10 protein-coding genes and 1 pseudogene are annotated in these 21205 nt (G+C 71.1%); 6 read left to right on the top strand and 5 right to left on the bottom strand.

Annotated features, from left to right (window positions below):
* Window positions 1–32: 32 nt before the first annotated feature.
* Window positions 33–4673, bottom strand: a complete 4641-nt coding sequence (locus tag ADK65_RS19130) for a non-ribosomal peptide synthetase (protein ID WP_159038802.1) — start codon at window positions 4671–4673, stop codon at window positions 33–35.
* Between the two features lie 70 nt (window positions 4674–4743).
* Window positions 4744–6687, bottom strand: a complete 1944-nt coding sequence (locus tag ADK65_RS19125) for a non-ribosomal peptide synthetase (protein ID WP_159038801.1) — start codon at window positions 6685–6687, stop codon at window positions 4744–4746.
* Between the two features lie 485 nt (window positions 6688–7172).
* Between ADK65_RS19125 and ADK65_RS19115 the strand changes: the two genes are divergently transcribed.
* Window positions 7173–7637 (top strand): MarR family winged helix-turn-helix transcriptional regulator, encoded by a 465-nt coding sequence (locus ADK65_RS19115; protein ID WP_053671519.1) that lies wholly within the window; start codon window positions 7173–7175, stop codon window positions 7635–7637.
* A 146-nt stretch (window positions 7638–7783) separates the two neighbouring features.
* On the opposite strand, the gene ADK65_RS19110 is transcribed toward ADK65_RS19115, so the two are convergent.
* Entirely contained in the window at window positions 7784–9859 is a 2076-nt protein-coding gene (locus ADK65_RS19110; protein WP_053671518.1) for a fibronectin type III domain-containing protein, read from the bottom strand.
* Window positions 9860–10479: 620 nt separating this feature from the next.
* Here ADK65_RS19110 and uvrA point away from each other — a divergent pair.
* The 4 genes from uvrA to ADK65_RS19095 all read left to right on the top strand — a co-directional run bounded on the left by uvrA (window position 10480) and on the right by ADK65_RS19095 (window position 14638).
* The gene (uvrA, locus tag ADK65_RS19105; RefSeq protein ID WP_053671517.1) at window positions 10480–12948 is read left to right on the top strand and encodes an excinuclease ABC subunit UvrA; all 2469 of its coding nucleotides are present in this window, start codon (window positions 10480–10482) and stop codon (window positions 12946–12948) included.
* Window positions 12949–13122: 174 nt separating this feature from the next.
* Window positions 13123–13785: an SDR family oxidoreductase gene (locus ADK65_RS19100; protein WP_053671516.1), complete on the top strand. Its 663-nt coding sequence runs from the start codon at window positions 13123–13125 to the stop codon at window positions 13783–13785.
* Window positions 13786–13932: 147 nt separating this feature from the next.
* The gene (locus tag ADK65_RS38885) at window positions 13933–14097 is read left to right on the top strand and encodes a hypothetical protein (protein WP_199825664.1); all 165 of its coding nucleotides are present in this window, start codon (window positions 13933–13935) and stop codon (window positions 14095–14097) included.
* A gap of 220 nt (window positions 14098–14317) precedes the next feature.
* A complete protein-coding gene (locus tag ADK65_RS19095; protein ID WP_053671515.1) occupies window positions 14318–14638 on the top strand; it encodes a DUF2795 domain-containing protein in 321 nt (106 codons plus the stop codon).
* A gap of 270 nt (window positions 14639–14908) precedes the next feature.
* Here the strand turns inward: ADK65_RS19095 and ADK65_RS19090 are convergent, their stop codons facing one another.
* Entirely contained in the window at window positions 14909–16333 is a 1425-nt protein-coding gene (locus tag ADK65_RS19090; RefSeq protein WP_053671514.1) for an NAD-dependent succinate-semialdehyde dehydrogenase, read from the bottom strand.
* Window positions 16334–17265: 932 nt separating this feature from the next.
* Here ADK65_RS19090 and ADK65_RS37245 point away from each other — a divergent pair.
* Window positions 17266–17712, top strand: a pseudogene (locus tag ADK65_RS37245) (DJ-1/PfpI family protein).
* Window positions 17713–17950: 238 nt separating this feature from the next.
* Here ADK65_RS37245 and ADK65_RS19085 read toward each other — a convergent pair.
* Entirely contained in the window at window positions 17951–20671 is a 2721-nt protein-coding gene (locus tag ADK65_RS19085; protein ID WP_078956047.1) for a SpoIIE family protein phosphatase/ATP-binding protein, read from the bottom strand.
* Window positions 20672–21205: the final 534 nt, after the last annotated feature.

Here is a 21205-nt window from a genome sequence, read left to right as displayed (position 1 = left end):
TCTGGGTGGGGGGAGCCGCTGGGCGGCCCGCTCTACGCGCTCTGCCGCGCGGGGGACCGGCCCTGAAGCTCACCGGCCGCCTCGAACCAGCGGATCATGCGGGCCAGGGAGCGGCGGTCGATGTCGGGCCAGCGCAGCCCGAGCCGGTCGAGGAGCCGGGTGGTCCGCTCGTTGCCGTAGGTGTTCTCGCCGAGCTCCAGCGCGCCCTCCCGGAAAAGCGGCACGGCCGCGGCGAGGGCGTTGCCCCCGGGGCGGCGGGCCGACTCCTCCAGGCGGGTCAGCCACTCCTCTGCGGGCACCGTGTCCAGCGGGTGGCCGCAGTCGCGGACGGCGGCGTGCACGGGCGTGAAGTCGGAGCCGCGCGGGTGGAACAGGTGGTACGTGGCGCCGTCGGCGGACGGCTCGCGGGAGAGGGCGAGAACGGCCCGGGCGACGAAGTCCACCGGCAGCAGGTCGGTGGTCAGCTCCTCGGCGGGCGGGGCGGAACCGAGCTCGATGAAGCTCTTGATCTGGCGCCACAGGAAGTCGTCGCTCTGGCAGGCGCCGGTGACGCTGTCGCCGGAGATCCGGCCCATGCGGTAGACGGTCACCGGCATCCCACGCTCGCGGGCCAGCCGGGCGACGCCCTCGGCGACCCACTTGCTCTGCGTGTAGCCGATGCCCAGCCCCTCGCACGTGTCGGGCACCGCCTCCTCGGTGATCGGCCCGCCCTCGCGGCCGGGGGCGAACACCGCGACGGTCGACATGTGGTGCACGTGCTTGAGCCGTCCCGTGGCGGCGAACTCCAGCACCGAGCGCAGCCCGTCGACGTTGGCCGGCTTCACCGAGGCGTACGGCAGCACGAAGTTGATGTGCGCCGCCGCGTGGTGGACCGCCTCGACGGACTCGGCCAGCTCGGCGTGGTCCGCGTCGGACAGGCCCATCCGGGTCCGGGTGAGGTCGCCGGCGACGGCACGCACCCGGTCCCAGGCGATGTCACCGGCGATGCCGTACCGGCCGGCCGTGGCGTGCAGCCGGGCCAGGGCGGCGTCCGCGTCGTCGGCGCGCACCAGGCAGGTGACGGTGTGTCCGGGGACGGCCGCCAGCTCCCGCAGCAGCCAGCAGCCGAGGAAGCCGGTCGCGCCGGTCAGCAGGAACCGGGTCGCGGCGTCCGGCGGGACCGGTGTGCGGTCGCCGGGCCGGACGGTGTCCGGCAGGGTCACGTCGGCACGCAGGTCGGCCGCCGGCTCCGTGAACGCGGTGGTGCCGCCCGCCCGCCCCTCGTCGATCCGCGCGGCCATCCCGGCGACCGTGGGGTTGTCGAACAGGGTCCGCAGCGGGATGTCGACGTCGAACAAGGTCCGCAGCCGGTAGACGAGTTCGGTGGCGATGATGCTGTTGCCGCCGAGCGTGAAGAAGTCGCCCTCGCGCCCGGGGACACCGCCGCCGAGGACGTCCGCCCACGCCTCGGCGACGGCGCGTTCGGTCGCGGTCCGCGGCGGCTCCGCCGCCCCCTGGCCCTCGTCCGCGCCCCGGTCGCGCACCTGTCCGGCGAGCCGCCCGGCCAGCCCGCCCCGGTCGATCTTCCCGCTCGGCGTGGTCGGAAGCCGGTCCAGCCGGACGAGGTGCGCGGGCACCAGGTACTCCGGCAGCCGCTGGGCCAGCGCGGCCCGCAGCCGTACGGTGTCGCCGGCGCCGTCGCCCGTGACGGCGGCCACCAGGCGCCGGTCGCCGGGCCCGAAGTCCACGGCGACCACCGCCGAGTCCCGCACTCCGTCGAGGGCGTCGAGAGCGGCCTCGACCTCGCTGGGCTCCACGCGGTAGCCGCGGATCTTGATCTGGTCGTCGGCGCGGCCCAGGTACTCCAGGTCGCCGCGCGCGTTCCACCGGACGAGGTCCCCGGTGCGGTAGAGCAGCTCACCCTCGCCGCCGTAGGGATCGGGGAGGAAGCGGCGTGCCGTCTCCTCGGGGCGGCCCCGGTAGCCCGGCGACAGATACGGGCCGCCGATGTACAGCTCGCCGGTGACGCCCGGCGGGAGGAGTTCGCGGTCCGGGCCGAGGACGCGCAGCCGCATCCCGTCGACCGCCCGCCCGATCGGCGGCGCCTCCGGCCAGTCGGCAGGGTCGCCGGACAGCTCGTGCCAGGTGGCGAGGTGGGTCTCGGACGGGCCGTACATGTTGAGCAGCCGGGCCCGGGGGTGCCGGGCGAAGAACTCCCGGATCTGCGGGGAGACGACCAGCGCCTCGCCCACCGAGGTCACCTCGCGCAGCGCGTCGCAGCGCAGGTCCTCCGCGACGGCGAGCGCCGCGAACCGCTGGAGCGCGATGTACGGCAGGTACAGGCGGGTGACGTCGTGCTCGGCGACGAACGCGGCCAGCCGGTGGAGGTCCTTCTGGAGTTCGCCGGGAATGAGGGCGAGTGTCCCGCCGACGCAGAGCGTCCCCAGGATCTCCATCACGGAGACGTCGAAGGAGAGCGTCATGTACTGGAGGGTGGTGCCCGTCGCCCCGCACGGGGAGACCCGGTGCTGGGCGGCGACGAGATTGCCGATCGTGCGGTCCCGGATGACGACGCCCTTGGGGGCGCCGGTCGAGCCGGAGGTGTGGATGACGTAGATCTCGTCGTCGGGCGTCCGGGTCGGGCCGAGCGGTCCGGGGGCGGCCGCGGCGATCCGGTGCGCCTGCCGGTCGATCTCCAGCAGTGGTGTCCCGGGCGGGAGTTGTGCTCCCGTGGTGCTGTCGGTGAGGACGAGGAGGGCCTCGGCGTCGTCCAGGACGTACGCCACCCGCTCCGGCGGGTGCGAGGGGTCCAGCGGGACGTAGGACGCCCCGGACTTCACCACGGCGAGCAGCCCGGCGACCATGTCGAACGAGCGGGGAAGGGCGATGGCCACCCGGCGCCCGGCCGCCGCCCCCTCCTCGCGCAGGACCCGAGCGAGCCGTCCGGCGCGCTCGTCGAGTTCCCGGTACGTCCACTCGCGGCCGCCGTCGGTCACGGCCACGGCGTCCGGGGTGGCCGCCGCTTGCCGCTCGAACAGCTCGGCCACCGGCAACGGGGGCGCCGAGCGGTCCACACGGTCGTCGTGCGCCAGCACCTCCCGCTCCTCGTCGGCGGTGAGCAGGCCGAGGTCGCGGACCGGGGTGTCCGGGGCGGCCCCGGCGAACCGAGCCAGCAGCCGGCCCAGCCGTTCGCCCATGCTCCGCGCCGTCGCCTCGTCGAAGAGGTGCGCGTCGTACTCCAGGGTGCCGTGCAGCCCGTCCGGCTCGCGGGCGAACACCACCGACAGGTCGTACTTCGCGCCGTGCGCCATGTCCCGCCGGATCGTCAGCGGCTGGCCACCGTGGGTGACCTGGGCGGAGCCGGGATCGGTCAGGACGAGCATCGTCTGGACGACCGGCGTGTGCCCTCCGGTGCGGTCGGGCCGCAGCCGCTCGACGACCTTGTCGAAGGGGGCCCACTTCAGCCGCAGGGCGTCGGCCACTTCCTCCCGCGCCCGCCCCAGCACCTCGCGCACGGTCATCGCGCCCGTGATGTCCTGGCGCAGCACGACCATGTTCACGAAGTAGCCGACGAGGTCCTTGGTCTGCGGGTCGTCCCGCAGGGAGACGGGCGAGCCGACGAGGACCCGTTCCTGCCCGGACAGCTTGGCGAGGAACGTGCCGTACACCGCGAGCAGCGCCATGAACAGCGTGACGCCCTCGCGCTCCGCGAGCCGCTCCAGCTTCTCGCTCACCTCGGCCGGGACGCGCAACGGGACGGTGCCGCCACGGTGTTCCTGCGCGGCGGGCCGCGGCCGGTCGGAGGGCAGGGCGAGCACCGGCAGGTCTCCGGCGAGCCGTTCGGCCCACTCGTCGAGCAGCCGTGTGGTCCGCTCGGGCGTGAGGTGCGTGCGGTGCCAGTGCGCGAAGTCGGCGTACTGCGGGCGTCCCGGCACGGCCTCCACCGGCAGGCCCCGCCCGGTGCGGTCGTAGGCGTCGAGGAGTTCGCGCAGGAAGATCCCGGCCGAGGCGGCGTCGGAGGCGATGTGGTGGATGTTGCAGACGATCGCGCTCTCCTCGCCCCGACCGAGCGCGCAGGTCACCGAGACCACGGGCCCGTGCTCCAGGTCGAAGCGGGTGTTCGCCACGCGCTGGGCGAGCGCGTCGAGTTCCTTGTCGTCGCCGTAGTGCTCGACGCCGTAGTGGAAGGCCGTGTCGTCGTCGGAGACGACCTGGAGGAGCCGGGCGTCGCGCAATGCGTAGGTGGTGCGCAGCACTTCCTGCCGCCGCAGCACCCCGGCGACGGCCCGGCGCAGCCGTTCCCCGTCGAGCCGATACGGCAGCCGCGCCAGGAACGGCCCGTTGTACGCCTGCGGGGTCGGCAGGTACTGGTCGATGAGCCAGATGCCGCTCTGGCCGAACGAGGCCTCCGTCGTACCGCCGGTGCGCGGCGCGGACCCGGCCGTCACCTCCTGCCCGGCGGAGCCGGACCGGCCCCGAGCGAGCCGCTCGGCCATGGCCGCCGCGCTCTGAGCGCCCAATCGTTGCCCGGCCGGCGGGTCGACGGCGAATACGGCCCGCAGCACGGCGCCCAGTTCGTCCAGCAGCGCGGGGTCGTGACAGTGGTCGGAGAAGGCCTCGTCCGGTCCGAGGCCGGGGGACCGGAGCGTTCTCCGTGCCAGGTCCAGAATTGCCGAGGTCAAAGGGTTGTTCACGGGTTCGCCACCCTCCGCGGACATCGGGCGACCGGCGCGGCGCGCGTGCCGGTCGCTGTCGGGCACTTCGTCAGCCGTGCGACGAAGCGGTGGTGGCCTGGGCGCGGGACTCCTCGATGAAGCGCGCCAGCTGCTCGACCGTGCCGTGCCGGAAGACCGACTCGGTGGTGATCTCGATCCCGAATATCTTCTGGAGGCGGGAGGCCAGCTGCACGAAGTGGAGGGAGTTCCCGCCGTGTCCCAGGAAGGAGTCGGTGGTCGAGAAGTCGTCCATTCCGGAGATCTCGATCCAGGACTGGAGGACGACAGCCTCGAGGGGGTTCTGCATGGTCTTCTCGCCTTTCTTGGATTTCTCGTTCCGGTTGTTCCGGCTTTTCTCGTCGTTCCGGGATTCCACGGTGAGGGCGGTGCGGTCGATCTTCCCGTTGACGTTCGTCGGCATTTTCTCCAGGTGCCGGAACGCGGACGGGACCATGTGCGAGGGCACGGCCGCGGAGAGCCGCCGGACCAGGTCCGCGGGGTCGGCGGGGCGGCCGTCGCGGGTGGTGTAGAAGGCCACGAGGTGCTTCTCGCGGGTGTCGTCGTCCTCGAACGCCTTCACGGCGGCGTCCGCGATCCCGTCGAGGGCGCGCATCGCCAGCGTGACGGCGCTGGTCTCCACCCGGAACCCGCGGATCTTCACCATGCTGTCGGACCGCCCGACCAGCACGATGTCGCCGTTCTTGTTCCGTCGGGCGAGGTCGCCGGTGCGGTAGAGCAGCCCGTCGCCGTCCGGGTCCTGGCAGAACTTCTGGGCGGTCAACTCCGGCTGGTCGGCGTACCCGAGGGCCACGCCCGTGCCGCCCACGCAGAGTTCGCCCACCTCGTCGGTGTCGCAGGGGCGCAGCGACGAGTCGTACACCTCCAGCGTGACCGTCGGCAGCGGGCGGCCGATCGGGACGACGCCCGCGCCGTCGACGTCCTCGGGCGAGGTCAGCGGGTGCAGGGCGGTGATGGAGGAGTTCTCGGTGCAGCCGTAGCCGTTGTAGACGACCGCGTCGGTGTGCGCCAGGGCCCGGCGCAGGTGGTCGGGAGAGGGGAAGTCGCCGCTGAGCAGCACGATCCGCACCGAGCGCAGGCACTCCGGTTCCTGGTCGACCAGGGCGTTGAACAGGCCGCAGGGGAGGCTGAGCACGGTCGCGCCGCGTTCCTCGACGGCCTCGCGCAGGACCGGCAGCGAGGGGAGTCCGGGGGGCATCGGCAGCAGGGTGGCGCCGTGCAGGAAGGCGAGCCAGATCTCGATGGTCGAGGCGGCGAACGAGAACGCGGCCGACTGGGTCAGCCCGTCCTGGGGGGTGATGTCGAGGGGGCCGCTGTGCGGGCCGAGCCGCGCCAGTCCGCGGTGCGCGATCCGTACGCCCTTGGGCCGGCCGGTGGAGCCGGAGGTGTACATGAGGAAGGCGGTGTCCTCCGGGCCGGTGCCGGGGTCCCGGTCGTCCTCGGGGAGGTCCTCGGCGCCTCGGACCAGGTCGTCCCGGGCGAGTGCGACGTCGCGGGCTTCGGGGGGCAGATCGTCCGGGTCGTCGCAGATCACCGGCGACGGGCGGGCCTCCCGCAGGATGCGGGCCAGGTACTCCGTGGGATACGCGGGGTCGAGCGGGACCACGCAGCCGCCGGCCTTGAGGACGGCGAGGAGGACCGCGTAGAGGTCGGGCGACCGGCGCATGTGCACTCCGACGCGGTCGCCTCTCCTGATGCCGCGGTCCTGGAGGTGCCGGGCCATGCGGTTGGCCCGCCGGTTCAGGCGGTCGTAAGTGATGCGCTCCGCGCCGTCCGCCAGGGCGACGGCCCCGCCGTGGTCGCGGACCGTCCGTTCGAAGAGGGTGGTGAGGACGAGAGGGGGGTCCGCGGTCGGTGGACCTCCCGCCCGTAACGCGGTTCCTGATTCTTCCGTCGACTTTCTCGGCTGTGCCGGTCCTTTCCATTCCGTCGATTGCGCCGGTTCCGCTGATAAGGACGGGACGTTGTTCTCCATGATTGCTGATCTCCTCTGGTGGGTGTCCGGAGGAAGGGCTCCCGCGATTCCTGGGGAACGCGCACCGCGCATTCCCGGGAGGATATGAGGCGGGCTGGTGCAGGGTCAGCGTGCAAAGGTGAACATATGGTTTCCTTTTGGAAATCGATGCTAATCACGATTTCGCATCGATGTCAAACGCCTGTGCCGTGAAGCGAGTTGAGCGGGTATTTCGTGCGTCGTGCGCGCGTGCCGGCGGACGGCATGGGGTGGCGTGTGTCGCCCAGCTTCCGTGCCGGTCCGTTCTGTCCTCTGTGCCCGTTCGGTGCGATCGGCCGGTACGTGTCCGTGCCGGTCCTCGCACTCCCGTACCCCTGCTTCGGGCCCTCACGCCCCCCAGATGGTGTCCTCAGGGAAATCATTTCCGGCGGACCATGGCGGCCAGGGGGCGAGCCCTTGATATCTTGGTAACTCCCCCACCGGTTACCCCCGTACCGGAAGCGCTCATGACTCCACGAGACGGCTCGACCCCCACCCGCCATCCGGAACCGACCGTTCTGCAGGCAGCCCTGACCCACCTTCAGTGCCTCCTGGTCGCACGCCGGTCCCGCGTCAACCCCGAGGGCGTCAACTGGCACCAGTACGACGTCCTCGAACTCCTGCGGGCGCGCGGCTCCATGCGGCCCTCCGAACTGAGCGACGTGCTGGAGGTCTCCCGGCAGACCACGTCGAAGGCCCTGCGCGTGCTGAAGGACCTGAACCTGGTGACGCAGGTGGCCGCCGACGAGGACCGGCGCGAGCTGAGCACCTCCCTCACCCCCGAGGGGCACCTCTTCCTCGCCCGGATCGCCCGGGGCCACCACGACGTCGCACAGGTCGCCGCCTCGGTCCTCACCAAGGGCGAGAGCGCCCTGTTCGCGGAACTCTGCGAGAAGGTCGCCGCGGCCATGGAGTCCGACCAGGTGCGGTAAGGCCCCCCGGTGTCCCGCCGGGGGGTGCCTCGTTGCGCCGGGCATGAACGACGTCCTTGACGAGTGACGCATACAGCGGCACAAAACAAGGAGGCGCCCGGCCGGGAACTCCGGCCGGGCGCCTCCACTGCTTCCCCTGGCGGGAGCTAGTTCTCCGAGGCGAACGCCATCTCGCGGGCGGCCGTCTCCGTGCCGTCCGCGAGGGTGGCCGTCACGCGGTAGTACGAGGTCGTTCCCTTGGGCCGGGCGGTGTCCACGTACGACCAACTGGTGCTGTCACCGCGCGTCTGGACGTCAACCTTGTCGAAGACGTGGGTCGACCGGTTCCAGCGGTAGACGGTGAAGCCGGTCACCTTGCTGCCGTTGGCGCCCGTGTCGCTGCCCAGCCACCAGGCGACCCAGCCGTTCACGTCGCCGTAGAGGTGGCCGATCGGGGTGTCGCCCACGGCGGGGCCCGCGTCGGCGTCAGGGCGCAGGTCGAGCTCGGTGACGTCCTGGACGGGGGCCCCGGTCTCGACGGTGAGCTGGTTGCCGTACTGGTCGACGGCGATGACGCTGTAGCGGAACTGCTCACCGTCGGCGGCCATACGGTCGAGGTGGTGGGTCTGCGTGAACTCCTTGGGCTTGAGGGTCCAGGTGTCGACGAGCGGCTTGTAGACCCACTCGCCGTCGACGAGGGTGCCCCGCAGGACGCGGTAGTGGTCGAGACCGGGATCGTCACTGGCGTCCCAGCTCAGCGAGACGCCGTCCTCCTGGGCGGTGGCGGTCGTGCCCGTCACCGGGGGCGGCGGCGTGCTGTTTCCGGCGACCGCGACCGGCATCTCGACGGAGGGGGTGCCCCCGTTCCCGGCGTCGTCCACAGCCACGACCGAGTAGTGGTACGTGGCGCCCGGCGGCGGGGCCGCGTCCGTGAAGGACGTGCCCCGGACGCCCTTGGCGACCTCCACGCTCGTGCGCCCGGGCTCCGTGCGCGGCTTGTCATGGCGCAGGACCGTGTACCCGACGAAGTCCTCGCTGGTGGTCTCGGACTTGTCCCATGTCAGCGTGACCCCGCGCTCGTCCTCGACCGCCGTTGCGTTGTGCGCGGTGTCCACGGGGCCCGTCTTGTCCCGCGTGTAGAACTCCGCCGTGCCGGAAGCCGCCGACTCGTTGCCGTGCGTGTCGACCGCCGTGACGACGTAGTAGTACGTGTGCCCGGTCAGCGGCAGCGGCCCCTGGTACCAGGAGGAGGTGAGCGGCTTGTCGCCGTTCAGCCGGTTCGCCGCGGTGAGCGCGACCGGGCTGCCGGTGGTGGAGCGGTACACGTTGTACCCGGCGAGGTCCGCCTCGGTGTTCCCGTACCAGGAAAGGCCGACCTTCTCGGAGTAGTCGGGCTTCCAGGCATCCTCGACCCCCTTCGGCGCCGCGGGAGCGCTCTCGTCGACGGTGGTGACGGACTTGTCCGCCGTGCCCGCGGACTCGTTGCCCGCCTTGTCGAAGGCGCGGACCTCGTAGTAGTAGACCGCGCCGTTCTTCGGCAGCGTGGTGTCCGTGTACGAGGTGGAGGTCGTCGTGGCCAGCGGCTTGGTGCCGTACGAGGTGCCCTGGAGCCGGCGGTACACGCGGTAGCCCGCGAGGTCCATCTCCCTGTTGGCCGTCCAGCTGAAGTCGGCCTGGTACGAGGAGTCGTACGTGAGGGAGGTACCGGTGGGCACGAGGGGCTTGACCGTGTCGACGGTGGCGGACGTGCGGGGCAGGTAGTCCGCCTTGACGTTCGCGGCGCCCGTCCAGTTGACGAAGTCGAAGCGGAGGGTGTGCGTCCCGGATGGGACGGTGATGTTGACGGTCTTCGTCTGGGTCGTCGAGACGTTCTTCCAGATGTCGACCTTGCGCGTGCCGTCGAGGTAGACGCGCAGGCCGTCGCGGGTCGCGACGGGGATCGAGAACGGGCCGCCGGAGCCGAAGTCCCGGGTGACCGTCCAGCGCACGCCGAAGTGGTCGCCGGGCAGCCCGGCGGCGGGGGCGCCGGTGCCCCAGTTCTGATCAATCTTCGAATCGCAGTCGGTCTTCTTCGGCGTACCGGAGAAGGTCGTGTTCGCGTAGAACTGCCGTTTGAAGACGGGCGCCTTACAGGTCACGGTCGCCGTGGCGGCACCGGCGGCGGACGTGCACGTGAGCAGGGTTCCGGTCGTCGCGAGGACGGTGGTCGCGGCGAGGGCGGACGCACGAGTGGCTCGGTTCATGCCTTCCTTCTGTCTGGGTCGGCGGTGGGAAGACGGTGTCTTCCCACCGCCGACCCAGACCTTCGGGAAGGGCGGGGGGTTGTAGTGAGGACCGGCAACGGTCAGTGTGAGTCCTGAAACACCTGGGGACAGCTGACCGCACATGCGAATCGTTGTACGCTCCGAAGACCGCCCTTGACCTGCAGAAAGCAGGCAGGGCGGCTTGCTGACCTGCACCCACAGCAGGGGCCTCCTGCGCTGCCCATCGCCCTACTCGGAAGGCTTGAGGCGTGGCTCGACAGCTTGCCCGTGGGATGGGGTCGTTCTCCAAGGAATGCGGTTGTTCGAGACCGTCTCGTTGCCCGCACTCGTACACGATCCGGTTGCGGGATGCTCTCGGCAGGAAGCGTGAGGCGCTGTGTGCTCGCGCATGGCGACTGCTGCCTTTGCGGTGTTCGCCTCCAGGGCCTCGGCGAACCGCTCGGCCTCGGGGACGAAACGGCCGTCGGGCCGCAGGACGTGGCTCTCCATGAGCATCGCCGCGCGCCTGCTCTCCAGCAGTGCCCTGCGCATGTCGGCGTGCGGGGCCCGGTGACGGCGCCTGTCGCGCGGTTCCCGGCGCGATCAGGTAATCAGGAACGGTGAACAAGGACGCGACCGACCCCTTCGTGCATGTCCGGGGCGCCAGTGAGAACAACCTGCGGAACATCGATGTCGACGTTCCGCGGGACGCCATGGTCGCCTTCACCGGCATCTCCGGTTCGGGCAAGTCCTCGCTCGCGTTCGGCACGCTCTACGCGGAGGCCCAGCGGCGCTACTTCGAGTCCGTGGCACCGTACGCCCGAAGGCTGTTGCAACAGGTCGGCGCACCGCACGTGCAGGAAATCACCGGACTGCCACCCGCCGTGGCCCTGCAGCAGCGACGCGGGTCGCCCAGCTCGCGCTCGACGGTCGGCACCATCACCACGCTGTCCAATCTGCTGCGCATGCTGTACTCCCGCGCCGGCACCTATCCGTCCGGGGCCGCACGGCTGGAAGCCGAGTCGTTCTCACCCAACACCGCGGCCGGCGCCTGCCCGGAGTGCCACGGACTGGGCGTCGTCCACGACGTCGCCGAGGAACTGCTCGTCCCGGACCCTTCGCTGAGCATCCGCGAGGGGGCAATCGCCGCCTGGCCGGGCGCCTGGCAGGGGGCCAACCTGCGCAGTGTCGTGAACGGCCTGGGGATCGACATCGACCGACCGTGGCGCAGGCTCAGGAAGAAGGACCGGGACTGGCTGCTGTACACGGACGAGCAGCCCTCCGTATACATCGAGCCGGAGGAGGACCGCGTCGACTACGGCTACCAGGGCAAGTTCTGGAGTGCCCGCAAGCACGTCATGCACGTCCTCGCCGACTCCAAGAGCGAGAAGATGCGCGAACGGGCGCTCCGGTTCGTCAGGAGCGTGCCCTGCCCCGAGTGTGGGGGCAGCGGACTGCGGCCCGAGGCGCTCGCCGTGACCTTCGCCGGACGTTCCATCGCCGAGATCAACGCGATGCCGCTCACCGAGATCGTGGCGCTTCTACGGCCCGTCGCGGGGCGGTCCGAGGCCGACGCCACCACGTCGACCGCCCGATCCGGGGAGACGACCGAGGTCGCCGTCCGGATCTGCGGCGATCTGGTCGCACGGATCGAGGTACTGCTCGACCTGGGCCTGGGATATCTCAGCCTCGGGCGCCGCTCGACGACCCTGTCGCCCGGCGAGGCGCAGCGCCTGCGGATCGCCACCCAGCTGCGCTCGGGGCTGTTCGGCGTCGTCTACGTCCTCGACGAACCCTCCGCGGGCCTGCACCCGGCTGACGCGGAGCCGCTGCTGGACGTGCTGGACCGTCTCAAGGCGGCGGGCAACTCGCTGTTCGTCGTGGAGCACGACATGGACGTCGTACGGCGGGCGGACTGGGTGGTCGACATCGGCCCCGGTGCGGGCGAGGGCGGCGGGCGCGTGCTGTACAGCGGCCCGGTCGCCGGTCTTGAGCAGGTGGGGGAGTCAGCCACGAGCCAGTACCTGTTCGGGCGCGCCCGACCGGTCGATCACCGCCCGCGCACACCGCACGGCTGGCTGCACCTGCGCGGCGTCTCCCGCCACAATCTGCACGACGTGTCCGTCGACGTACCGCTCTGCGTACTGACGGCGGTGACGGGCGTGTCCGATTCCGGCAAGTCGACGCTGGTGACACAGGTACTCGCCGAGGTCGTCCGCGGCCACCTCGGACTCGTACCCGAGGAGCCCGACGAGGCGCAGCTGGAGGTCGACGTCCAGGACGCGTCGGGGGTCGAGTCGTTCGACCGGCTGGTCCTGGTCGACCAGCGGCCCATCGGCCGGACTCCCCGGTCCAACCTGGCCACGTACACCGGGATGTTCGACGCGGTGCGCAAGCTGTACGCGGCGACGGACGAAGCCAGGGCCCGCGGCTACTCGGCCGGGCGGTTCTCCTTCAACGTGCCCGAAGGGCGGTGCGAGACCTGCCAGGGCGAAGGATTCGTCGCGGTGGAACTGCTGTTCCTGCCGGGCACCTACGCGCCGTGCCCGACCTGCCAGGGCGCCCGGTACAACGCCGAAACGCTGGAAGTCACCTACCGCGGCAAGAACATCGCGGAAGTGCTGGCGCTGTCCGTCGACGCCGCCGCCAAGGTTCTGTCCGACGTCCCGGCCGCCTCCCGCAGTCTGGAGACGTTGCGCGAGGTGGGCCTGGGATACCTGCGGCTGGGCCAGCCCGCGACGGAACTCAGCGGTGGTGAGGCGCAACGCATCAAACTGGCCACCGAACTGCAGCGAGCCCGCCGCGGGCACGCGCTCTACCTGCTCGACGAGCCGACGGCGGGGCTGCACCCCTCGGACATCGCGCTGCTGCTGCGACAGTTGCACCGGCTTGTCGACGCCGGCAACACGGTCGTCGTCGTCGAGCACGACCTGGCCACGATCGCCACCGCCGACTGGATCATCGACCTCGGGCCGGGCGGCGGTGACGCGGGCGGGCGGGTGGTCGCGGCGGGCCCGCCGACCAAGGTGGCGAGGGCCCGCCGCAGCGCCACCGCGCCCTATCTCGCGGCCCGGCTCGCGCGCTCCTGACGACAGAATCGCGATCGCGAATCCCCGAGCACCTGTGGTGCGACCCGTGGCCGGGTGGTCTCGCGCACCAGCGCGGTGCCCGAGTACGCCGACTTTGCGGCAACCGCGGGACCCGACCTGCCGCGGCGGTCCCGCAACCCGGCGTGAGCGGTCGCCTGTGGCAAGAATGACCCCATGCACATGGTGATCGCGGGTGGACACGGAAAGATCGCGCGCCGGCTGACCCGGCTGCTCTCGGCGCGCGGCGACAACATCACAGGGTTGATTCGCAACCCGGACCACGCCGACGACCTGCGCGCGGACGGTGCGGAACCGGTGGTGTGCGACCTGGAGCACGCCTCGCTGGACGAGGTGGCCGGCCACCTCGGCGGTGCCGACGCGGCACTGTTCGCAGCGGGCGCTGGACCGGGCAGCGGCGCGGCCCGCAAGCAGACGGTGGACCGGAATGCGGCCATCCTCCTCGCCGACGCGGCCGAGCGCGCCGGGGTGCGCCGCTTCCTGGTGATCTCCGCGATGGGCGTGGACAGTCCGCCGCCGCCCGGCACCGACCCGGTGTTCGCCGCCTACCTGAGGGCCAAGGGCGAGGCGGACGCCGACATCGCCTCCCGTCCGGGACTGGACTGGACGATTCTGCGCCCGGGGACGCTGACCGACGACCCCGGTAGCGGCCGCGTCACGCTCGCCGAGCACACGGGCCGCGGCCGGGTGCCGCGCGAGGACGTGGCTGCGGTGCTCGCCGCCCTGCTCCACGAGCCCAGGACCGCCGGGCGCATCCTCGAGCTGATCAGCGGGTCCACCCCGGTCGAGGAGGCGGTACGCGCCGTGGCCGGCGGCTGACGTCGCACTCCGCCTTCGCCCGCGTGCGGGTCATGGCTCACACCCGGGCGCTGCAAGAGGCGCAGCGCAGCGAGGCCGACACGGGGCACGTCGCGGAGGCCTCGGACAAGCTGGGAGGATGGACGCGAGCGGCGAAGGAGGCCCGTCATGAAATCCGGAGCCCCTGATTACGACGCCTGGTACTCGCGCACACCCTCGCAGGCCGAGGGCGAGCGGGAGGAGACGGGCGAGCGTACCGCAATGGAACGGCACCCGGACGTCCCCCGGAGCGAGCCGTCCCAGGCCGAGGGCGAACGGGGCGACGACGCCTAGCGCCACTGGACGAACCACCGCTACTCCCGCCGGAGGGGCAGCCTTCCACGGGGCAGCGCCGGCGGCACCCCACGGCCGACTGCCGAACCCTGCCGGGCAGGGTCCGGCCCAGACCGGCAAACCGGGGGGAAAATCCCGCGGGCGAAGGAGGTGAGTGAGCGACCCCTGCCGGTTACCTGGGTGGACCAGGATTCCGGAGTCCGATGAGGGAGAACGGGCCATGACTCACAGTACGAGCGCCCGGGACGTGGTGAAGGCCATCAAGGATGTCGACTTCCCCGCCGGCAAGGACGAGCTGATCGAAGCGGCGAGCCGTTCGGGCGCCGCGCCGGAGGTCGTCAAGGCGCTGCGCGGCATCCCGGCCGAGCAGTACGCCAACCGCGAGGAGGTGGCCCGTTCGGTCCGCGTGGACCCCGACTCCGACCTCGGGCTGAGCCCGGCACAGCGAGCCGAGCAGGCCCGGGCGGGCGGCAGGCCGGGACAGTCCCAGCATCTGCGCGAGGTGCCGAAACCGCCGGTCGAGGAGGAGCTGGACAGCTGACGGCCGGGCCGCTCGCTGCCGGTCGCGCCCGCCCCGCCGGGCCGGAGCCGGTCCCCGGCCCACGCCGGACCACCCCCTCAGCGGGCGTGCCGCCTCGCCGCCCGGTCGGCATCGCCGCCGAGCTGCCCGGCCTGAGCGAGCTCCTCATCGACTCCAGGCGTGGGGCAGCGTGTCGACCCCGCGCGGCACCAGCGGTGGCATCACGGGCCGCACGGAGTCCATCGAGGCCAGCGAGCGATCGGGCCGCCGCCACTGGGTGATCGAACGCAGTCAGCCCAGTACTTCTGCGATCGGGGCGTCGGTGTCCACGTAGCGCACGAGCTTGCGGTTCGCGAATTCCATGATGCCCACGTCGCCGAGTTCGCGCCCGTAGCCGGAGCGCTTGATGCCGCCGAAGGGCAGCTCCGGTCGGGACGCGGTCGGGTGGTTGATCCACACCATGCCCGCCTCCAGCCGGTCCGCGACTCCGCGAGCACGTTGCGGGTCGGCGGCGAAGACCGCGCCTCCCAGGCCGTAGGGGGAGGTGTTGGCCAGTGCCACGGCCTCGTCCTCGTCGGCGACCCGGTAGACCGTGGCGACGGGCCCGAAGAGCTCTTCCCGGTAGGCCCGCATCTCCGGTGTGACATCGGTGAGAAGGGTCGGCTCGACGAAGGCGCCCGGCAGGTCGGGCCGCCCGCCGCCCAGCACCACCGTGGCTCCCTTGTCCACCGCGTCACGAACCTGCTCCATCAGGAGGTCGGCCGCGGCCTCGGAGGACAGCGGGCCGAGCGTGGTGGCGGGGTCGACCGGATCTCCCGGTTGCACTTCGCTCATCCGGTCACGCAGCCCGGTGACGAAGGCTTCGTAGACGTCGGCATGGACGATGAAACGCTTGGCCGCCACGCAGCACTGCCCGGTGTTGCCCATCCGGCCGAGGAACGCGGCGTACACGGTGCGCTCGAGGTTGTGATCGTCCAGCACGACGAAGGGATCACTGCCACCCAGCTCGAGGACGGACTTCTTGACATTGCGGCCGGCGATCTCGCCCAAGCTCACGCCCGCCCGCTCGCTTCCGGTCAGTGACGCTCCCTGAACTCGCGAGTCATCGATGATCTTTCCGACGTCTCTGCCCCGCACGAAAAGATTGGTGTAGACCCCGGTCGGCACCCCCGCATCCGTGAACAGCTGCTCGAGTGCCAGTGCGGACTGGGGGCAGCTACTCGCGTGCTTGAGCAGGATCGTGTTGCCGAGGACGAGGTTCGGACCCGCGAACCGGACGACCTGGTAGAGCGGGAAGTTCCACGGCATCACACCGAGAAGGACGCCGAGCGGCTCGTTCACCAGCACGGCCATGCCCTCGGGCACCGGCAGGGGCCGTTCTTCCAGCAACTCGGGGCCGTGCTCGCCGTAGTAGGTGAGAATGTCGGACGCGAGGTCGACCTCCGCACGGCTCGAGTCGATCAGCTTGCCGACCTCGAGGGTCAGGAGGTGCGCCAGTTCCTCCTTGCGCTCCCTCATGAGCCGGCCGGCGCGTTGCACGAGGGCCCCTCGGTCGGCCGTCGACCGGGCACGCCACTCCGGAAAGCTGGAGTGCGCCGCGGCGATCGCGCGCCCTACGTCCTCCGCGCTCAGCGCCGGGAACTCACGAACCCGTTCACCGGTGTACGGGTTGACCGTGGCGATGGGGCTTCCCTGGGCAGTGACTTGGGCGTCCATGACGCCTCCCTGCAGTCGGGGCCCCTCGGGTTTCCACGCCCGGACCCGCTCACACGTACTGATTGGTCCCATGTCGCGGCAAGCTGATGCACCCGGGCCTTCTGGGGGTTCGCGTCCCATGCGCGGAGTCGCCGCCCGACCTCTGCTACTTCGGCGCTCCGCGTCATGGTGCATGCGCCTCATCAGACGCCACTTCCATGCTCGGGATGGGGGCCACCCCATGCCTGCTCCCGCGGGCGGAAAAGCGCCGGGCTTCGTGGACCTGCGAGCACAAGTGCAGACGGCCTCCGTCGCCGCAAAGGGGACACCGCCGCCGGTCCGCCGGATGTGCGTCAGGGCGCCGTTCTCGTGGGGCACGGCCGGCGCGGCTCCCACGGGCACCCAAAGGACGAGCATGACCTCGCCGGACAAGGTGCCGGCCCGCCTCGCTTCCACCAGGGCGCTCTGGTGTGTTGCCGGCTTGTCGGGGGAGCGGGGTGATGCCGCTCCTCGGGGCGCCCTGACACAGTCCCGCTTCATGCTGCTCCGCCAGGGTAGGAGGAGGTGTTCCTTTTCGGCCGGGGGTGTGGAGGCGCTCAGCAGGCGGGCTCTGCGAATCTCGACCGGTAACAGCCGATGGCGGCGCTGGCGGGAGCGAACGACGCCGTCCGGGTTCCCGGTGGGTGGAGACGGGAGAAGATCACGCCTGATTTCTCCCACGCAACGGATACCGGCACCTCGACGCCGGCGACGACGGCTGGACCGAAATCGTCCTCGACCCGGGCGGCGGCTCCGGCTGATCGCACGCACTTGCAGCGCACGCACATACACGCTCGGGGCACTCTCGGCCGCGCCTTGCACTCCCCGGTCCGGGAAAGAAATCCGGACGGGCCTTGCCGGGTGTGCCAACCACTCGTGGCGTACAACCAGCGACTCGTGAACGGAGCCACACCATGACACAGGAACTGCGGGGATGCGGGTGGCCATTCTGGCCACCGACGGCGTCGAGCGCGTGGAACTCGACCAACCGCGCGGTGCGCTACAGGGCGCAGGGGCGAAGACCGAAATCATCTCGCTCCATCCCGGGGAGATCCAGGCCCGCCAGTTCGACCTCAACGCGGCAGGAACCTTCCCTGCGGACCGCCTGGTCGCCAACACCTTCGTCGACGACTACCACGCCCTGCTCCTGCCCGGCGGCACCATGAATCCCGACCAACTGCGCATGGACCGCGACGCGGTGCAGTTCGTCAGGGACTTCATGGCCAGCGGGAAACCGGTCGCATCGATCTGCCACGGCCCATGGACAGCTGGTCACCAGCCGCGGCCCGGCCGACCTGCCTGCCTTCTGCGCCGCCGTCGTGGAGCAGTTCGCCCTGGGACACCACCCCATGCATTGCTGAACCCAACGGCCTGGCTGCGGACAGAGCAGGCGGTGCACGGTGGAGAACTACGGTGCGCCGTACCAACCTGGAGAGGACGAGGGGGTCGTGCGTCCCGGGTGGGAACCAGGACGACACCCCCGCATCCCCGCCGTCCAGGCGCCGGTGCGCCGACTGATCACAGCAGACTGGTGCGCACGGAAATGCAGGCAGTACGCCGGACACGCCGCTGTCCATGGCGCTCGGGGTCAACTGCGGCTTACAAACCGGGATCATCGAACTGGTCGAGAAGGAAGTCGACCGGTGCGAGGCCCGAGGCGGTGGATTCGCCGTCGTGAAGAAGCTGCTCCGTCCAGATGACCTTGCCGCGGGTCGTGTACCGCGTTCCCCATCGCTGCGCGAACTGCGCCACCAGAAAGAGCCCCCGCCCGCCTTCGTCGGTGGTCGCCGCCCGCCGCAGGCGCGGCGAGGTACCGCTGGCGTCCGAGACCTCACAGATCAGACAGCGTCCGTGCAACAACCGCACGCCGACCGGCGGCGAGCCGTACCGGATCGCGTTCGTGACCAACTCGCTGACGATCAGCTCCGTGGCGAATCCGATCTCCTCCAGCCCCCACTCCCGCAACGTCTCCCTGCAGCGCGCCCGCACCGAGGGAACCAACGCCGGATCGGGCGGCACGTCCCACTCGGCCACGCGCGAGGGCGGGAACATCCGGGTACGTGCCGTCAGCAGCGCGATGTCGTCCGAGGGGTGTGACGGCTTCAGCGCGTCGATCACCGCCTGACACATCTCCTCCGGAGTGCGTTTCCCGGACCCGCCCAAAGCCCGGCGCAGCCTCTCCATCCCGACGTCGAAGTCGTGGGCGCGGTTCTCCACCAGGCCGTCGGTGTACAGCACGAGTTGTGAACCCTCCGGCAGGGACACCTCGGTGCTCTCGAAGGGGTAGCCGCCCAGACCGAGGGGCGCCGAGACCGGCACCCCAAGGGAGGTGACCGTCCCGTCCGGGCGCACCACCACCGGTTCCGGGTGTCCCGCACGGGCCATCGTGCAGGTCCCCGCCACCGGGTCGTAGACCGCGTACAGACAGGTCGCTCCGGTCACCGCCTCCCCTTCGTGGCCATCCACGGCATCACCGCTGTTCTCCTCGTTGTCCATGCGCACAACCAGGTCGTCCAGGTTCCCGAGCACCTCGTCCACGGGCAGGTCCAGGGTGGAGAAGTTGTGCACAGCGGTACGCAGCCGACCCATCGTCGCCGCCGCGTGCAGCCCGTGACCGACGACGTCACCCATCACCAGGGCCACGCGCGCGCCCGGAAGCGGGATGACGTCGAACCAGTCCCCGCCCACCCCCGCCTCCGAGGGCAGATACCGCCAGGCCACCTCCAGCGCGTCCTGCTCCGGCTGTCCACGCGGCAGCAGACTGCGCTGCAGCGCCACCGCCATCGCGTGCTCCCGGGTGAACCTCCGGGCGTTGTCGATGGCTACCGCCGCCCGTACGGCCAGTTCCTCCGCGAAGGTGACATCCTCCGGCTCGAACGCAGGGGAATCCGCCGTCCGGTAGAAGTTCGCCACGCCCAGCGGTACGTTCCGCGCCCGCAGCGGCACGGCCACCAGCGACCGCAGCCCGCCCTCCAGGGCCTTCCAGGCGCGCTCCGGGTCCTGTTCCCGCCAGCCGTCTGCCCGGCGCAGGTCCGTCTCCAGCATTCCCCGCCCCTCCTGCAGCGTCCGCATCTGCGGGGTGCGGGGCGAGAACGCGATCACTTCGTCCAGCGGATACACCGGCATCATCCGCTGTTCGCCGCCGATCGCCGCCCGGCGCAGATGCCGCCAGCCCTCCGCCGTCGGCTCCCACCCCCGCAGCACCGCGTCGAGCAGATCCACCGTAACGAGGTCGGCGAACTGCGGCGCCGCCACGTCGGCCAGCTCCTGGGCCGTACGCCTCACATCCAGCGTCGTCCCGATCCGCACCCCGGCCTCGTACAGCAGCCTCAGCCGCTCCCGCACGACCTCGGCCCGACCCGAGATCTCCGCCAGCTCCGTGGTGTCCCGGAGGGTCACCACGCTGCCTCCCCGGTCGCCCTGCGGGTACGTCGGCCGTTTGTTCACCGCCAGCAGTCGGTCCCCCGCGCGAAGCACCTCGTCGGTGACCTCCTCCGGCGACGACAGCAGGCTCATGACCGGCTCCGGCAGTCCCAGCTCCCGCACCGAGCGCCCCCGCACGTCAGCCGGCAGTCCGAGAAGCCGCGTCGCCTCGTCGTTCGCCAACAGCAGCCGTCCGTCGGAGTCGGTGATCAGCACCCCTTCCCGCACCGCGTGCAGGACCGCGTCGTGGTGCTCGTACATCTGTGCCAGCTCCACCGGAGCCAGGCCGAAGGTCTGCCGCCGCAGCCGCCGGGACACCAGCGTCGTTCCCGTCAGGGCCAGCGCCAGCGCGACCGCGCCGCTGGCCAAGATGATCGGCAGCTGCGGCAGCCACCGCCCCGCCACGTTCTTGACCGTGATTCCGGCGGAGACCAGGCCGACCACCTTGCCGCGCGAGTCGGTCACCGGGACCACCGCCTGCACGCCCGTCCCCCGGCCCGCGGGCAGAGGCGGCCCACCGGCCTGCTCGACGACGGTACGGCCCTTCAGCGCCGGTGCGATGGTGCCGACGAACTTCTTCCCGATCTCCCCCGGATAGGGGTAGGTGTAGCGAATCCCCTTGGTGCTCATGACGACGACGAAATCCATGCCTGTGCGCTTGCGCGCCGCCTCGGCCCGCGGCTGGAGCACCGCTGAGGGGTCCCGGCTCTGCAGTGCCGCGGCCACGCCAGGGGCACTCGCGAACGACTGGGCCACGATGACCGACTCCCGTCGCCCCTGCTGCAGAGCGTCATTCGCCGTCTGGAGCACCATGCCCACCACCGCGGCCACCACCAGCAGGACCACGATGACGACCTGGAGGAGAAACACCTGACCGGCCGCACTGCGCAGATTCATTCGAGAAGCGCGACCTTCGCGCGAGCGTCCGACGGGCGGATGACGTTCCGGGCTCAGAGGGCGTCCGGAGAATGCCTCCATACACCCTTGATAACACCATTGTGGGCAAGCCGACGCTGATCAACTCCGTCGCGCGGCTGCCGCGTCGCAGCAGCAGAGGGCGTCGGTGCAGGAAGCAACGAGCTGAGCGAGAGCAAGGCGTCGAGAGCAGATACCCGTCTGCGCCGCATCGCTGGCGCGGTCGCCTGCTCACCGGGAGCAGACGCAGCCGTAACACGGCTTCCAGCCACCTACGCGGAGCACTCTGGAGTCCCAGGGCGCCCACAGCGGACGGCGGACGGCGACGACAGCGATGTCGTCATCGAGCCTTCCGCCGCCTGAGCCGCCAGATACAGCGACTCGACATCGAGGCCTTGGACACGGCGTGGCAGCGGGCGCAGCAACACCTGCTGCGCTGCGTCGGCGACGAGCCGGACCTGGAAGAGCGTTTCCTCTCGCTGGACGAAGATGACTCGTATATGCGGCCGTCAAGGT

The organism is Streptomyces sp. NRRL B-1140 (assembly GCF_001280065.1).
Taxonomy (GTDB): domain Bacteria; phylum Actinomycetota; class Actinomycetes; order Streptomycetales; family Streptomycetaceae; genus Streptomyces.
Note: the sequence above shows the minus strand (reverse complement) of the source record. Positions and strands in the feature narration are given on the sequence as shown.

Coding starts and splice junctions, on each gene's coding strand:
- ADK65_RS19125 (WP_159038801.1), bottom strand. CDS start 6,687: ATGGAGAACAACGTCCCGTCCTTATCAGCGGAACCGGCGCAATCGACG.
- ADK65_RS19115 (WP_053671519.1), top strand. CDS start 7,173: ATGACTCCACGAGACGGCTCGACCCCCACCCGCCATCCGGAACCGACC.
- ADK65_RS19110 (WP_053671518.1), bottom strand. CDS start 9,859: ATGAACCGAGCCACTCGTGCGTCCGCCCTCGCCGCGACCACCGTCCTC.
- ADK65_RS19100 (WP_053671516.1), top strand. CDS start 13,123: ATGCACATGGTGATCGCGGGTGGACACGGAAAGATCGCGCGCCGGCTG.
- ADK65_RS38885 (WP_199825664.1), top strand. CDS start 13,933: ATGAAATCCGGAGCCCCTGATTACGACGCCTGGTACTCGCGCACACCC.
- ADK65_RS19095 (WP_053671515.1), top strand. CDS start 14,318: ATGACTCACAGTACGAGCGCCCGGGACGTGGTGAAGGCCATCAAGGAT.
- ADK65_RS19090 (WP_053671514.1), bottom strand. CDS start 16,333: ATGGACGCCCAAGTCACTGCCCAGGGAAGCCCCATCGCCACGGTCAAC.
- ADK65_RS19085 (WP_078956047.1), bottom strand. CDS start 20,671: ATGAATCTGCGCAGTGCGGCCGGTCAGGTGTTTCTCCTCCAGGTCGTC.